The sequence below is a fragment of the Nocardia arizonensis genome, from assembly GCF_001310275.1.
GTDB classification, from domain to species: Bacteria; Actinomycetota; Actinomycetes; order Mycobacteriales; family Mycobacteriaceae; genus Nocardia; species Nocardia arizonensis.
Map to the genome: position 1 here is coordinate 1 of NZ_LGYZ01000077.1, position 15,169 is coordinate 15,169.

Genomic DNA, 15,169 nt, shown 5'->3' on the forward strand with positions numbered 1-15,169 from the left:
CGACGGGCGCGTCACCGCCGTGGGCGGCGCGGAGATACTAGACCTGCGCGGCCCGCGCACCGAGGTGGTCGACCTCGACGGACGATGTCTGATGCCGGGATTCGTCGAGGCGCACGCTCATCCGACCCAGGATCAGATGCTCTACTCCGACACCGTGATCGACATCAGACCGGTCACCACCTGTCGCACCGCCGAGGACGTGCACACCACGGTCGAGCGCGCGCTCGCCGCCGCGCCGTCGGGCGAACCGGTGCTCTTCTACGGTCTGGACCTGCTGTTGCAGCGGGGATTTCCCGAACCGAATCGTGCGAGGCTGGACGAACTCGGACCGGATCGCGCCATCGTGGTCTGGCAGAATTCCGGCCATCTGGCCTGGGCGAACTCCGCGGCGCTGACGGGTGCGGGGGTGCGATCCGACACACCAGACCCGGTCGGCGGCAGCTTCGAACGTGACGAGCACGGACTGCTGACCGGGCGGGTCTACGAGGCGCCCGCCGTATCGGCCGTGGTCGCGCCGATACTGGGCGCCGAACTCGGCACACCCGATCTGCTGGCGCGCAGGCACGCCGACCTGGCCGCGCGCGGAATCACCCTGTGCAGCGATATGGCGTTCTCCGATCAGCTGCGTCCGGTCACCGCCGCGCTGTACCAGCAGGGGCGGGCCAAGGTGCGGATGCGGGTCTACGAGATGTCGACCGCCGACGGTCTCACCTATTGCCCGCTCGACAACGGCGACGACATGTTCCGCCAGATCGGCATCAAACTCTGGGTGGACGGCTCGCCCTGGGTCGGCAATATCGACACCTCCTTCCCGTATCTGAACACCGCCGCCACCGCCGCGCTCGGACTCGGACACGATCACCGCGGGCAGGCGAATTACACCGCGGACGAACTGCATTCGATCGTGCGCGCGTACTTTCCGCTCGGCTGGCAGATGGCCTGTCACGTGCACGGCGACCGCGGCGCGGACACCATCCTCGACGTCTACGAACGGGTGCTGACCACCTTCCCGCGACCGGACCACCGTCTGCGCCTGGAACATTGCGGCGCCATGACACCCGAGCAGTTCCGGCGCGCCGCCGAACTCGGGGTGACGTGCAGCCTGTTCGTCGACCACCTGTACTACTGGGGTGACGTGCTGGTCGACGATCTGTTCGGACCCGAGCACGGCGCGCACTGGATGCGCGCGAAATCGGCCGTGGACACGGGTATGCGCATCTCCTTCCACAACGACAGCCCGGTGACCGAGGAGGAGCCGCTGCGCAACATGGCGGTGGCGATGAGCCGGACCTCGCGCACGGGCCGGGTGCTGGCCCCGGAGGAGTGCGTCACCATCGACCAGGCCATTCGCGCCCAGACCGTCGACGCCGCCTATCAGCTGTTCGCCGACCACCTCACCGGATCGATCACCCCCGGCAAGTACGCCGATCTCGTTGTCCTGGAACAGGACCCGTGCGCGGTGTCACCGGGGGAGCTGCCCGACGTCGGGGTGTGCGCGACCTATCTCGGCGGCGTGCCGACGTTCACCGCATGAGTTCCGAGCAGCGCGGCGGGCGAGAATCGCGGACACGGCGGCCTCGACCTGATGGGTGGCGAGGTCTCCCATCGGCCGACCGAGGCCGGGGAAGTGGTGCGGCAGCACGCTGCGCGGACCCCGGCGGCCCGCCGGAACGTCCGGCTGGACCAGACTGCGACCGAGCGAACGGGTTCCGGCGGCGAAAGGCACGACAGTGACCGACAATCGAATTCCAGCGGGTGACCGGCCCGGGGCGTGGTACGAGAACTGGTCCGAAGGGGCGGACTCACCCTGGGCCGGACGCGGCGAACCCGAATCCGAGCACACCTATCCGACGCTGACCTACCGGGTCGACGGGCGCGTCGCGCGCATCACCTTCAACCGGCCCGACCACGGCAACTCCATCACGATGGACACTCCGCGCGATCTCGCCGACGCCGTGGAGCGCGCCGATCTCGACCCGCGCGTACACGTGATCGTGCTGTCCGGGCGCGGCAAGGGCTTCTGCGGCGGCTATGACCTGAGCATCTTCGCCGAACACGCCCTGACCGCGGGCGAGGGCGCCGAGGTCGCGGGCACCGCGGTGGATCCGGTGGCGCAGGGCCGCAACCACGATCCCCGCGCCACCTGGGACCCCATGCTCGACTACGCCATGATGAGCCGGTTCAATCGCGGATTCGCGAGTCTCATGCACGCGAACAAGCCCACGGTCGCCAAGCTGCACGGCTTCGCGGTCGCGGGCGGCAGCGATATCGCCCTGTTCGCCGACCAGATCATCTGCGCCGACGACACCAAGATCGGATATCCGCCCACCCGGGTCTGGGGGATTCCGGCCGCGGGCATGTGGGCCCACCGGCTCGGCGATCAGCGCGCCAAACGGCTGCTGTTCACCGGTGACTGCCTGACGGGCAGGCAGGCCGAGGAATGGGGACTGGCGGTGGAATCCTGTCCGGCCGCCGAACTCGACGAGCGGACCGAGGCGCTGGTGGCGCGCATCGCGCGAATGCCGGTCAACCAGCTCATGATGGCCAAGCTCGCGCTGAACTCGGCGTTGTCGGCCCAGGGGGTGGCCAACTCCGGCATGATCGGCACCGTATTCGACGGCATCTCCCGTCACACCCGGGAGGGCTACGCCTTCAGGGCGCGCGCGGCGACCGTGGGATTCCGCGAGGCGGTGCGCGAACGCGACGAACCCTTCGGCGACTACAAGAGACGGAGTACGGAGAGGTCCTGATATTTCCGCGCGGTGGTGGCGCGGCTGAGTAGGCTGACCGACATCGAGGACGAAAAGGCGAGGTCCGGGTGGACATACACGAGATCGTCGGCGCGGGACTGGTGCAACAGCGCGATCTGCTCGACGCCGGAGCGCTCTCGGTCCGGGAGCTGATCGAGGCGACCCTGACCGGAATCGACGCGGCCGAGGAACTCGGCGCGTTCACCCGGGTACTGCGCGAACAGGCCCGCGCGGAGGCCGCCGATCGCGACCGTGAGCGCGCCGAGGGCGCCGAACTCGGTCCGCTGCACGGTATCCCGGTCGCGATCAAGGACGAGATCGACGTGGCCGGTGTCGTCACCACTTTCGGCACCCGCGCCAATCGCACACCCGCCGCGGCCGACGCCGAGGTGGTGCGGCGGCTGCGCGCGGCGGGCGCGGTCGTCGTCGGTAAGACCACCATGCCCGAATTCGGGCTCTGGCCGTTCACCGAATCCAGCACCTTCGGCATGGCGCGCAATCCCTGGGATCTCGGACGCTCCACGGGCGGGTCGAGCGGCGGTTCGGCCGCGGCGGTGGCGGCCGGTCTGGTTCCGGTGGCGCTCGGCGGTGACGGTGGCGGTTCGATCCGGGTGCCCGCCGCATGCTGCGGGCTGTTCGGACTCAAACCGCAGCGCGGGCGGTCGCCGCTCGCACCGCACCCGCACCTGTGGTGGGCACTCGGTGTGGTCGGGCCGCTGACCCGGTCGGTGCGCGACAGCGCGATCGTCAACGATGTCCTGCGCGGTCCGAGCGCGACGGACCGATTCACCGCGCCCGACCCGATCATGTCGTTCGAGGAGGCGGTGCAGCGGACCGACCGGAGTATGCGTATCGGCTACAGCCTCGCCGCGCCGGTGCCGACGGTGAAACCGCATGCCGAGCACGTGCGCGCGGTGCGCGAGACCGCCGACCTGCTGACCCGGCTCGGCCACACGGTCGAGGAGATCGACCCGGACTACCCGAATCCGTCGCCCGCGTTCTTCCCGCAGTTGTTCGGCGGTGTGCGTGCCGAGGCCGCGCAGGTGGAGGATCCGCGCAAGCTGGAGCGGCGCACCCGCCAGACCCTGCGACTCGGTGTGTGGGCGAGACGCGGCGTGATCGAATGGGCGATCCGGCACGGTGAATCCCTCGCCCGCACCGTGAACCGCCTGTTCGTCGACCACGATCTGTTGCTGACCCCCACCCTCGCCATCCGCCCGCCGACCCTCGGTGTGCTCGACGGCGCGAATACCTTCCGCGCCCAACTGGCCTCGGTCCCGATGGTCGCCTACACCGGCATGTGGAACGTCACCGGCCACCCGGCGGCCTCCATCCCCGCAGGCATCGGCTCCGACGGCCTGCCGCTGGCGATCCAACTGGTCGGCCCCGAGAACGGTGAGACCACCATCCTGTCGGTTGTCGCCCAACTCGAACACGCTCGCCCGCCGGCGCGCGCGCCCTACCGCGCGCGCTGAGCCTCGCCTCGAGCGCCGCCCGCCCACCGGATATTCGGTGGGCGCGCGGTCGCCGGCGTGGTAGGTATCGGGGCGTGACAGTGGAATCAGGTGTGTTCGCGGGGCACGATGTGGTCGCGCGGATCGAAGCCGCCGAACGCACGCTCATCGAGGAGGGCGCGGCGGCAGCGCGAGTACGTGACCCGCGTGCGCCGGTGGTGATCGTGCCGATCGGCGGCGGCAGCGCGGTGTGGGCCGGGCCGGGTTCGCCGCTGACCAAGGTCGTCGGCGTCGGCATGGACGGTGACCTCGATGACGGCGAACTGACCGCCGTGGAGCGGATCTTCGCCGAACGTCGGTCACCGCTCCAGTTCGAGGTCTCCACGGTCGCGGACCCGGCGGTCGTGACGCGGCTGACCCGGCGCGGTTACGTTCTCGTGGGTTTCGAGAACGTGCTCGGGCTGCGACTCGAGCCGGATCGTGCGGTGCGCGCCGATGAAGTCGAGGTCATGCCGGTCGGATCCGATGATCTCGACACCTGGACGCGCGTGGTCGTCGACGGTTTCGCGGTCCCGGACACGCAAGGGGTCGCCTCGCACGAGGAGTTTCCCCGCGACGCCATCGAGCACGCCGAACGCGATATGGCCGCCACCACCGGCTTCGTCCCCGTGCTCGCCCGGATCGACGGCCTGCCCGCGGGCGGTGCGGGTTTGCGTCGCGACGACGGGATCGCCCAGCTGTGCGGCGCGGCCACCCTCCCGGCGTTCCGGCGTCGGGGGGTGCAGGCGGCGCTGCTGTCGTGGCGGCTGGCCGATGCCGCCGCGGCCGGATGCGATCTCGCGGTGGTCACCACACTGCCGGGGTCCAAGTCGCAGCAGAATGTGCAGAGGTTGGGTTTCCAATTGCTCTACGCCCGCGCGATCCTGGTCCGCCCGGCGCCGGACTGATCCGCTGAGCGTCAGCACCTCGGTCGCGCGAAGCGGGCCGCCCGGAATCCGCGTCTCGCGCGAGCGGACATGCAATCGCGGAAATCGTGATGCGGATCACGTCGAATATGTAGCCTGTTCCCACCCGGACTCTCGGATCTCGGATCGCGCTGGTGGTGATCCGTACGAGATGTCTTGGGCAGAAAGGCATTTCGAACATGACAACGACGTCGAACAGCGATCCGCAGGTCGCGCCAACCTTGCTCACCGGTCTGTGGCAGCGAAAGCTTCCGCACTATCCCGACACCCCCGCACGGTCCTGGTATCTGGGTGTCGTGGTCGTGGCCTCGATCGCGCTGTACTACCAGCTGTTCGTGACCGGCGCGGTCGGCAACGAGCTGATCGCGTACTTCGACCTGTCGTTCAGCTATTTCGTCTGGATCTTCATCATCGGCGCGGCCTTCGGCGCGGCGGCCTCGGTACTGGCGGGCGTGCTCGACCGGTGGGGGCGGGCCAATATCGTCGCCTACGGAGTGGTGATCTGCTCGCTGCTGACCCTGTTCGCGGTGCCCGCGACCACGACCAAAGAGGCATATCTGCTGGTCTACGTGCTGATCAGCATTGTCGAGGGCGCGGTGCTGGTCGCCACGCCCGCGCTGATCCGCGACTTCTCCCCGCAATTGGGCCGGGCTTCGGCGATGGGATTCTGGACGCTCGGGCCGGTGATCGGCGCGTTGGTGACCACCGCGGTGTCCACCCGGACGCTCGACACGCATACCGACTGGCAGTTCCACTATCGGCTGTGCGGGACGATCAGTCTGGTCATCTCGGTGGTCGCGCTGGTCGGCGTGCGTGAGCTGAGTCCGCGGTTGCGCGATCAGATCATGGTGTCGCTGCGCGACCGCGCGCTGGTCGAGGCGCGGGCGCGCGGTCTGGACGTGCGGAAGCTGGAACGCGATCAGTGGAAACAGATGCTGCACCTCGACATCGTCGGTTCGGCTCTCGGCATCAGCCTGTTCCTGGCGTTCTTCTACACCATCGTGTCGTTCCTTCCGGTGTACATGGCCACGAATTTCGGCTTCAGCCCGGCCCAGGCCAACGCGCTTGGCAACTGGTACTGGGGCGCGAACGCATTGGCCCTTGTGTTGGCGGGCATCGCGTCGGACTACCTGAAGGTGCGCAAACCGTTCATGATCGTCGGCGCGGGCGTCAGCATCATCGGCATGCTGGTGTTCATCGGCTACACCGACGAACCCGGCACCGGGTACTACACCTTCGCGTGGGTCTTCGTGATCATCGCCGTTGGCACCGGCATCGCCTACTCCACCTGGATGGCGAGCTTCACCGAGACGGTGGAGGCCCGCAATCCGGCCGCGACCGCGGTGGGCCTGGCGGTCTGGGGCGGCACGCTGCGCGGTGTCGTCACCATCGTGCTGTTCGGGCTGCTCGTCGTGGTGAACGCGGCGGGCCCGCTGGTGAACTACGGTCCGCGGCTGGCCGAGATCCAAAGCGAGCACGGCGCCGAACTCGCCACCGTCCGGACCGTCGGCACCGAGACCTTGACGGCGCTGCAACGCGATCCCGGCGACCAGGCCGCGCAGCTGGCCGCATTGACAGCGCTGACCGGCGCCTCGGCGGCCGACATCAGGACCACGATGGCGTTGAACGCGAAATATCCGCAGGAATTGCAGACCTTGCAGGCCATCGAACCCGCCACGCAGGCGGCACTGGCCGCGAATCCCGCCGACGCGAACGCCGGACTCGCCGCGATCGGACAGGTCTCGCGCAAGTTCGGGATACCCGTGGACCAGGCCATCGCCCGGCTGACCGCGACGCAGCAGGTGCCGCGCGAGGAACTGACGGTGGCGGCGAGGGTCGGCCCGAAACTCGCCGACGCCTCCGCGCGGTTGCAGGCGGTCGGCGGCATTCCGGCCGACGATGCCGCCTACCTCGCCGCGCACGGCGCCGACGTGCAGCAGGCGCGCCAGGATTCGCCGGAGCAGTGGGAGCGCTGGTGGTGGATCTGCCTGCTCGCTCAGCTGGCCTTCGTGCCGTTCGTATTCGTCATGGCCGGGTACTGGAGCCCCCGAAAGGCGGCCGCGGCGGCCAGGGAACACGACGAATTGGTCCAGCGGGAACTCGCCACGCTGACGCCATAACGAGAACGTGCTGGTCCTTGTGCCGCGGAGATGCCACCCTTAAGCGGTGACACTTCCTCCGGATAATTCGTCGAGCGCCGAGCCGACGAGCGACAAGCTGGACGCACGGGTCTTCAAGATCGCCGGTGTCGTCGTGCTCGGCGCGATCATGTCGATACTCGACATCACCGTGGTCACGGTCGCGATCCCGACCTTCCAGGTCGAATTCGAGACCAGCTACGCCATAGCCGCGTGGTCGATGACCGGCTACACGTTGGCGCTGGCGACCGTCATCCCGCTGACGGGATGGGCGGCCGACCGGTTCGGCACCAAACGCCTGTACATCATGGCGCTGACGTTCTTCGTGCTCGGCTCGCTGCTGTGCAGTACGGCGTGGAACATCGAGTCGCTCATCGCCTTCCGTGTCATCCAGGGACTCGGCGGCGGCATGTTGATGCCGCTCGGCATGACGATCATGACCCACGCGGCGGGGCCGCAGCGCGTCGGACGCGTGATGGCGGTCCTCGGCGTGCCGATGCTGCTCGGGCCGATCGGCGGCCCGATCCTGGGCGGGTGGCTGATCGATGCCTTCAGCTGGCACTGGATCTTCCTCATCAACCTGCCCATCGGCCTGCTTGCCCTGGTGTTGGCCGTCATCGTGTTGCCTTCGGACCGCCCGGAACCGTCGGAATCCTTCGACTTCCTCGGCATGCTGCTGGCCTCGCCCGGACTGGCGCTGTTCCTGTTCGGCGTCTCCTCGATCCCGGGGGAGGGCACGGTGCTCGCCGGCAGGGTGCTGATCCCGGCCGCGATCGGCGTGGTGCTGCTGGCGCTGTTCGTGCTGCACGCGCTGCGCACCGAACATCCGCTCATCGACCTGCACCTGTTCGGCAACCGGGCGCTGCGCTTCGCGGTGCTCACCATGGTGCTGTTCGCGATCGCGTTCTTCGGCGCGGCACTGCTGTTGCCCAGCTATCTCCAGCAGGTGCGCGGTGAGACCGCGTTCGCGGCCGGTCTGCTGATCGCACCGCAGGGGCTGGGCGCGATGATCACCATGCCGATCGCGGGCCGTCTGGTCGACAAGATCGGCCCCGGTCGCATCGTGCTGGTCGGTATCAGCCTGCTCACCGTTGGCATGCTGGCCTTCACCCGGCTCGCCGCCGACACGCCGTACCAGTTCCTGATGATCGCGCTGCTGGTCCAGGGCTTCGGCATGGGCTGCACGATGATGCCGATAATGACCGCGGCGATCCAGACGCTGACCCACGCGCAGGTGGCCCGCGGTACCACGCTGATGAATATCGTCAACCAGACCGCGGGCTCGATCGGCACCGCGACCATCTCGGTCGTGCTGACCAATCTGCTGAAGAATCAGCCGCTGGCCGGACCGGCCATCGCCTCGCGTTCGACGCAGACCGGATTGCCGCCCGAGGCGGTTTCCACCGGTCTCGACCAAGCCGCCTCGGCATTCGGCCACACCTACATCGTGGCGGCGGTGCTGGTCGCGCTGACGTTCATCCCGGCGTCGTTCCTGCCGCGGACGAAACCGAAGAACCCGGAACTCGTCGCCGACACCTCCACCGCGATCGCAGGGTGAATTGTCGGCCGCGACTCCGTCGCGGCGGATTCGCGGCCCCTCGCGTCCGAGGGGCCGCGGCTCGCGACCGCGCGCATGGTCGCCTCCCTCCGGCCGCGAGACGGCCGCGAACGATCGCTCGCTCGGGGGTGGGTCGGTCGGTCCACGTCGGGGCGGGTGGGGTCATGTGTGGCCGAGCTCTGGCCGGCCGGGGCTCAGCATGTGGCCGGGCCGGGACTCAGCCGTAGAGTTCGACGAAGCGATCCAGTGATCGCTCGATATCGCCCTTGACGGCACGCGCGACGCCCGCGCCGATGGGGCCGAACAGCGGCGCGCCGCCGAGTTCGATGTCGACGGTGACCTGTGACCCGCTGCCGTTGGGCGCGACCCGCATCTCCAGACCGAGTTTGGTGCCGCCCTTGCCCGCGCCGCGCAGTGCCAGTCGATGCGGGGGTTCCGCGGCCCGAACGGTCCAGGTCACCCGATTGCGCAGGCCCTTGACGGTGGCGACCCCGATCAGGGTGGTGCCGACGGTCAGTTCGGCGGGCACCTCGCCGCGCCACGCTTCGTGCATGGTCAGCCAGCGATCCAGATCGGCCAGATTGGACGTGTGCGACCATGCCTGTTCCGGGGAGATCGGCACGTCGACGGACACTTTCAGCTTTGCCATGGCCGCATGGTATCCGGTACCGCGGGTCTGGGCTTCCGTACGCGACCGGTCCCGTTCCCCGTGACCGTGTCCTCTGCCACAGTGGAAATTCGGGGGCGGCGCGTGGCGTTGATCTGGTTGCCACATCAACCAAATATGCGGCAGTCGGAAACGAGACGTGCGAACGAACGTCGGACCACACAGAGGAGTGCACTCATGACCGCTTCGACCACCCTGTCCCCGGGTACCTGGGTCATCGACCCCGCCCATTCGCTGGTCGGCTTCAGCGTGCGGCACCTGATGATCAGCAAGGTGCGCGGTCGCTTCACCGATTTCTCCGGCAAACTCGTCGTCGGCGAGGACGGCACCGCCTCCGCCGAAGCCGAGATCCGCGTCGACTCGGTGACCACCGACAACCCGCAGCGCGACGCCCACCTGCGCACCGCCGACTTCTTCCACGCCGAGGAGTTCCCCACGGCGACCTTCCGCTCGACCGGATTCCGGGTCGACGGCAAGGATTTCGTGGTCGACGGGGAGTTCACCTTCCACGGAGTCGCCAGGCCGCTCTCGCTGAAAGTCGAATTCCTCGGCGTGAATCCGGGCATGGGTAATGGGCCGGTGGCGGGATTCGAGGCCGAAACCGTCGTGAGCCGCCGCGACTTCGGAGTCGACATCGATATGCCGCTGCCCGACGGCGGCGGCGTCGTGGTCGGCGACAAGATCACCCTTACCCTCGAGATCGAGGTCGGCTTGCAGAGCTGACCTGAGCTTTTCGGTGAATCGGCCGGGGCCGCCGAATGCGGTGCGCCCCGGCCGAATTTCACGGCGGGGCATTCTCCCCGAAACAAGTTGTTTGGGTCTCGCCGGTTGCATCGTGAGTTCGCGAGTGATGCTGCTAGGGTGGGCGGGTCGTCGGGGTTCCGGGCGGTACTGACAATGTTTCGTGCGGTGGCGGTCGAATGTCTGATCGCCTGTCCCACACAGGAACTGTGCGGTTCCGGATTCGGTCGGCGACAATCGCAGCGCCGGTCGCCGCGCTTCGCGGGTTCCGGCGTCTCCGCCGGCGAGTGAGACGCCCGCGGCGGTGCGCGAAGTCGGAGAGTTCGACACGTGTTCGGAAGGTGAGACGGAGTTCGGTGGCAGCAGGCTATGGGTTTCGACGCGGACCATAGGCACTCGGTTCTCGGTACGGATCGAAGCTGGTGACAACGAGAGAACTGATGAATGTGGATATCGCCGTAGTACTGCCCTGGATCGTCGCCGTCGTCCTCGTCCTCGTGGCGGTGGGATACGCGGCCGCCGCGGGTAAACGTCAACGGGCTCATATCGAGGAGCTCACCGCACGGCAGCGCGCCTACGAGGACGCCATCGAGGCATTCGCCGTGACCACCATGCCCGCGGTGGCCGAAGCGGTCCGGCGGTTCGAGATGGCGCCTGCCGCGCCCGAATTACCGGCGGGCGTGGGGGATTCGAGATTCGGGCAGGCGCTGCGCTGGATCGGGGAACGCTACAACGACGATCTGCGCCGCGTACAGTCGGAGACCCGCGAGATGGTCGCGCACGAGGCCGAGGAACAGACCCGCCTCGTCATCGAGCACACCGAGAGCACGGTGCGCGCCGAGGTCGCTTCCAGCGCACGCGAAGCCACCAGTGGCGCGGTGCGCTCCTTCGGCACCTCGGTGGTCAGCCTGGGCGCCGACGTCAGTCAGGTGGTCAGCGCCGCGCTGCGCGAACACCGCGACGACGAGATCTACGCGACCCTGACCCGCATCGATCACACGGTGCAGCAGATGATCCGCCAGGCGCAGTCCTACGTGATCGTCTGCGGCGGTCTGCCCGGTCGCCGCTGGCCCGCCCAGCCGCTGACCGACGTGGTCGGCGGCGCGATCGGCCGGGTGCGCGACTACCTGCGCGTGCGGCCCAACCAACTCGACCGGGTGGTGATAAGCCGCGCGGTGGAGCCGCTGGTGCACACGCTGGCGACATTGCTCGACAACGCGCTGCGCTACTCGCCGCCGACCTCGTACGTCGACGTCAGCTTCCAGAGCGGACACCACGGCGTCACGGTGATCATCGATGACGCGGGCGTGCGTATGAACGCCGAACAAATGGAAGAGGCCCGGCAGATCCTCGCCAACGAGCGCCCGGTCGATATCCACCAGCTCGGTCCCGCGCCGAAGGTCGGCTTCCCCGGTATCGCCGCGCTCGCCCGCCGCTACGGTTTCACCGTCTACATCGACGGCCCGAACGCCTACGGCGGGATGCGCGCGATGGTCTACGTCCCCGAGGCGCTGCTCGCCGCGCCCGCACCCGCCGCCGAACCCGCCGAACCCGCCGAACCCGTGGTCGCGGAGCCCGCGCTCGTTCCCGCCGCGCCCCAACCGGCCAGTGAGGAGAGCGAATTCGCCGTGCACGACATCACCAGCGGAGGCCTGCCCAAACGCAGACGGCGCGTGATCGCGCCCGCGTCCTCGGCCCGCCCGCGCAGCGCCCGATCCGACGCGGCGCCCGGCTCGGCGCCCGGCAGGCCGGATATCGCCGCCGCCTGGCAGAACGGTTCCAAGAGCGGCCGCGCGGCCGCCGCGGACACCTCGCCCGATGTCATGAACACCAACGCGACCGAACACACGGAAGGGACGACCACATCGTCATGAGCACACCGAACACGGCCGTGACCGACAGCAGTAACAAGCTGGGTTGGCTACTCGAGGATCTGAACGTTCCCGGCGTTCGGTTCGCGGTGCTGCTGTCCGACGACGGTTTACGGATCGCGCATTCCTCGGGTATCTCGCGCGACGACGCCGAGCGTTTCGCCGCCGCGTCGTCCGGCCTGCGTTCACTCGGCAAGGCGCTGGGCGAGTTCTGCGGCGGACTGGAAACCGGTCTGCGCCAGAACATGACCGAATACGACGACGGGATGATCTTCATCACCGCGGCGGGCGAGGGTGCGCTGCTGGGGGTTTCGACCACGTCCGAGATCGATGTCAGCCTGATCGCGCACCGGATGAACGAACTGGCGGCCCGGGTCGGCAACGAACTAGGCAGTATGTCGCACAAGAGAGCTGATAGCGACCGGCGATGAGTAGACCACGCCGCGATCCCGACCTGGTGCGCGCCTATGTGCGCACCGGCGGTCGTTCGCGCGCCTCGCGCGAACTGGATTTGGTCACACTGGTCGTCGCCAACGCCGATCCGGCGCCGGGTGCGGCGCCGGACGCGGTGCGGGTGATGAGTCTGTGCAGCCGCCGCGGCGCGCTGTCCATCGCCGAAATCGCGGCCTATCTCGATCTGCCGCCGTCGGTGGTCATGATCGTGGTCGCCGATCTGATGGACAGCGAGCATCTGGTCAGCCCGACCCCGGCCGAGAACCTGCCGGAGATCGCCCTGTTGGAGGAGGTACTCAATGGGCTCCGTGCTCTCCCGGCCTGAGCGCACCGTCGACTATGTCCCGGAGACCGTGACCCGCTCGGTCAAATTGCTGGTGGCGGGCAATTTCGGGGTCGGCAAGACGACATTCGTCAGCAGTGTGTCCGAGATCAAGCCGCTGCGCACCGAGGAGACGATCACCGAGGCCAGCGTCGGCATCGACGACATGGCGGGTCTGCCGGGCAAGTCGCAGACCACCGTGGCCATGGACTTCGGCCGCATCACGCTCAATCCGCAACTGGCGCTGTACCTTTTCGGGACGCCCGGTCAGCAGCGCTTCGTGCCGCTGTGGGAGGAGCTGGCCCGCGGCGCGCTCGGCGCGCTGGTGCTGGTTGACACCAGACGCATCGAGAAGGCCGACGAGGTGCTCGCGGTGCTGGAGGAGCGCGGGGTGCCGTACTCCGTGGCGATCAACCAGTTCGAGGGCTCGCAACCCTATCCGCTCGCCGAGATCAGGGACGCGCTCGACCTCACTCCCGACACCCCGCTGACCGCGCTGGACGCGCGGCATCGCGGTACCTGTCTGCAATCGCTGATCACCCTGGTCGAATTCCTGTTCCACCGCGTCGAGGCCCGCCGGTAGCGTTCGGGCTGTGCCGGTCGCGGCGGCTCGCCGTGGGTGGGCGCGGGGTGTCGATTGGGAACGTCGATCGCGCCAATCGAATGGCGAGGTCGTGCGGCGACGGGCCGGGTCATGGGTCAGCGTTGAGGTGCCGGTGCGGTTGCGCGGCGGACTCGGCAGTGATCAGCAGGGAGGAAGACTTCATGACCAGCACCCAGACCAACGGCGCCGAACCCCGGGTCGCCGACGGCGTGGAAACCGAGAATGTCGACGCGGTCGACTCAGCGGTCGCCGAACTCGACGGCACCGTGGCCAAGCGGGTCGCGGAGTTGACCGAGGTGTTCGCGCGCGGACTGCGGGACAACCTCGGTGTCGGCGCGTCGCTCGGTATCCGGCTCGAGAGCGCCGGCGACGGGCGCACGCGCTACTACCTCGACCCGAATCCGGCCACCATCAACGCCATGTTCACCGTGCACGGCGGCGTGCTGGCGACACTCATGGACACCGCGATGGGCAGTGCGGTGTTCACCCGCCTCGGTGACGGAATCGCTTACACCACACTGGAGTTGAAGCTGAACTTCATCCGGTCGGTCACCCTGGACGGCAGCAGGCTCACCTGTGATGCCGAGGTCGTGCACCTGGGCAGGCGCACCGCGACCGCGGAGGGCAAGGTCGTCGACGCGAACGGCAAGCTGATCGCGCACGGCACGACCACCATCTTGGTGCTGCATCCCGGCAGCTGACGGCGGCGGCAAGACAGCGGCGACAAGACAGCGGCGACACAACAGAGGGGCTCGCGATCGACCGATCGCGAGCCCCTCGTCGTGGCGCGCCCGCCCGCCTCACGCGACGCTGCGGCACCCGTCGATGAACCGGACGAGTTCGTCGACCCGGTCGGTGCGGGCGTCCACCGCGCGATCGATCACCTTGATCAGATGTTCGTAGGCGTCGGTGTGGTCGTAGTCGGCGACATCGGCGATCTTGAGCGCCCAGCGCCAGTAGCCGCGCATGGTGTCGGCCAGCGGCATACGGAAGTGGGCGACGACATCGCGGATCGGCTCCACCACCGCGTCGCCGTGCACGCGCAGGTAGCGCCCGACGACATCGGCCATGAAGCTGAAGTGCCGCGCCTCGTCGCGGGCCAGCCGGGTCAGCACCGCCCCGAGCACCTGATCGCCGACGACGTCGCGCAGATGCTGGTAGTACATCTGCGTGGCCTTCTCCTGCACCAGGGCGTAGGCGAAGAACTGCACCGGATGGTCGTAGGGCAGATCGAAGCGCCGCTGCCCCTCCACCGCGAGTTCCGTGCGCAACTGCCCGCGTTCGGCGATCCCCGACGCCTCCTGATAGCGCGCCAGCGCGCGGGCGTGGGTGTCCTCCTCGAGCGCCCACCGCACGGTGAAGTGGTAGAGCTCGCGATTGTGCACGAACGTCGAGGAGTCCACCGTGTCGTCCACCGGGAAGTAACGGTGGTACACGTCGAAATAGCCCGGCAGATGGTCTTCGATGAGCGTGATGAACTGCACCGCCGAGCGCTGACCCTCGGTGAGCAGTCCCGCGTCGGCGCGGTCCCACTCGAAGGCCGTCTCGACGTCCCAGGCCCGGCCCGCCGGCGAGGCGGCGAGGAAGCCGTCGACGGCGTCGACCACCTCCTCGACCGGGATCAATACGGACTCGATGTCCATAAC

Annotated in this window: 14 protein-coding genes; 12 read left to right on the top strand and 2 right to left on the bottom strand. The window is 68.4% G+C overall.

Annotation, left to right across the window (positions count from 1 at the left end):
- From APZ21_RS14485 to APZ21_RS14510, 6 genes are all read left to right on the top strand, one after another.
- On the top strand, positions 1-1,534 hold a 1,534-nt coding region (locus APZ21_RS14485), incomplete at its 5' end, for an amidohydrolase (protein WP_054813833.1).
- A gap of 196 nt (positions 1,535-1,730) precedes the next feature.
- Positions 1,731-2,750: a crotonase/enoyl-CoA hydratase family protein gene (locus APZ21_RS14490; RefSeq protein ID WP_054813834.1), complete on the top strand. Its 1,020-nt coding sequence runs from the start codon at positions 1,731-1,733 to the stop codon at positions 2,748-2,750.
- Between the two features lie 68 nt (positions 2,751-2,818).
- The gene (locus tag APZ21_RS14495) at positions 2,819-4,225 is read left to right on the top strand and encodes an amidase (protein ID WP_054813835.1); all 1,407 of its coding nucleotides are present in this window, start codon (positions 2,819-2,821) and stop codon (positions 4,223-4,225) included.
- 74 nt (positions 4,226-4,299) lie between these two features.
- Complete coding sequence (locus APZ21_RS14500) at positions 4,300-5,151, top strand: GNAT family N-acetyltransferase (protein WP_054813836.1); 852 nt, start codon at positions 4,300-4,302, stop codon at positions 5,149-5,151.
- A gap of 197 nt (positions 5,152-5,348) precedes the next feature.
- A complete protein-coding gene (locus APZ21_RS14505; protein WP_054813837.1) occupies positions 5,349-7,289 on the top strand; it encodes an MFS transporter in 1,941 nt (646 codons plus the stop codon).
- A gap of 46 nt (positions 7,290-7,335) precedes the next feature.
- Positions 7,336-8,865, top strand: a complete 1,530-nt coding sequence (locus APZ21_RS14510; protein WP_054813838.1) for a DHA2 family efflux MFS transporter permease subunit — start codon at positions 7,336-7,338, stop codon at positions 8,863-8,865.
- A 217-nt stretch (positions 8,866-9,082) separates the two neighbouring features.
- On the opposite strand, the gene APZ21_RS14515 is transcribed toward APZ21_RS14510, so the two are convergent.
- Entirely contained in the window at positions 9,083-9,514 is a 432-nt protein-coding gene (locus APZ21_RS14515; protein WP_054813839.1) for a type II toxin-antitoxin system Rv0910 family toxin, read from the bottom strand.
- 195 nt (positions 9,515-9,709) lie between these two features.
- On the opposite strand from APZ21_RS14515, the gene APZ21_RS14520 reads away from it, so the two are divergent.
- The 6 genes from APZ21_RS14520 to APZ21_RS14545 all read left to right on the top strand — a co-directional run bounded on the left by APZ21_RS14520 (position 9,710) and on the right by APZ21_RS14545 (position 14,224).
- Positions 9,710-10,255: a YceI family protein gene (locus APZ21_RS14520; RefSeq protein ID WP_054813840.1), complete on the top strand. Its 546-nt coding sequence runs from the start codon at positions 9,710-9,712 to the stop codon at positions 10,253-10,255.
- Between the two features lie 440 nt (positions 10,256-10,695).
- Positions 10,696-12,147, top strand: coding sequence for an ATP-binding protein (locus tag APZ21_RS14525; RefSeq protein WP_307589453.1), 1,452 nt, complete (start codon positions 10,696-10,698; stop codon positions 12,145-12,147).
- A complete protein-coding gene (locus tag APZ21_RS14530; protein WP_054813842.1) occupies positions 12,144-12,575 on the top strand; it encodes a roadblock/LC7 domain-containing protein in 432 nt (143 codons plus the stop codon). Before APZ21_RS14525 ends, APZ21_RS14530 begins: the two co-directional genes overlap by 4 nt.
- Positions 12,572-12,922, top strand: coding sequence for a DUF742 domain-containing protein (locus APZ21_RS14535; RefSeq protein ID WP_054813843.1), 351 nt, complete (start codon positions 12,572-12,574; stop codon positions 12,920-12,922). The genes APZ21_RS14530 and APZ21_RS14535 overlap by 4 nt, the downstream gene beginning before the upstream one ends.
- Positions 12,897-13,502 carry a GTP-binding protein gene (locus APZ21_RS14540; protein WP_054813844.1) on the top strand — a complete coding sequence of 202 codons (606 nt, stop codon included), beginning with the start codon at positions 12,897-12,899 and terminating at the stop codon, positions 13,500-13,502. Before APZ21_RS14535 ends, APZ21_RS14540 begins: the two co-directional genes overlap by 26 nt.
- A 182-nt stretch (positions 13,503-13,684) precedes the next feature.
- Complete coding sequence (locus APZ21_RS14545; protein ID WP_082393113.1) at positions 13,685-14,224, top strand: PaaI family thioesterase; 540 nt, start codon at positions 13,685-13,687, stop codon at positions 14,222-14,224.
- Between the two features lie 99 nt (positions 14,225-14,323).
- Here the strand turns inward: APZ21_RS14545 and APZ21_RS14550 are convergent, their stop codons facing one another.
- Positions 14,324-15,166 carry an acyl-ACP desaturase gene (locus tag APZ21_RS14550; RefSeq protein ID WP_054813845.1) on the bottom strand — a complete coding sequence of 281 codons (843 nt, stop codon included), beginning with the start codon at positions 15,164-15,166 and terminating at the stop codon, positions 14,324-14,326.
- Positions 15,167-15,169 lie beyond the last annotated feature (3 nt).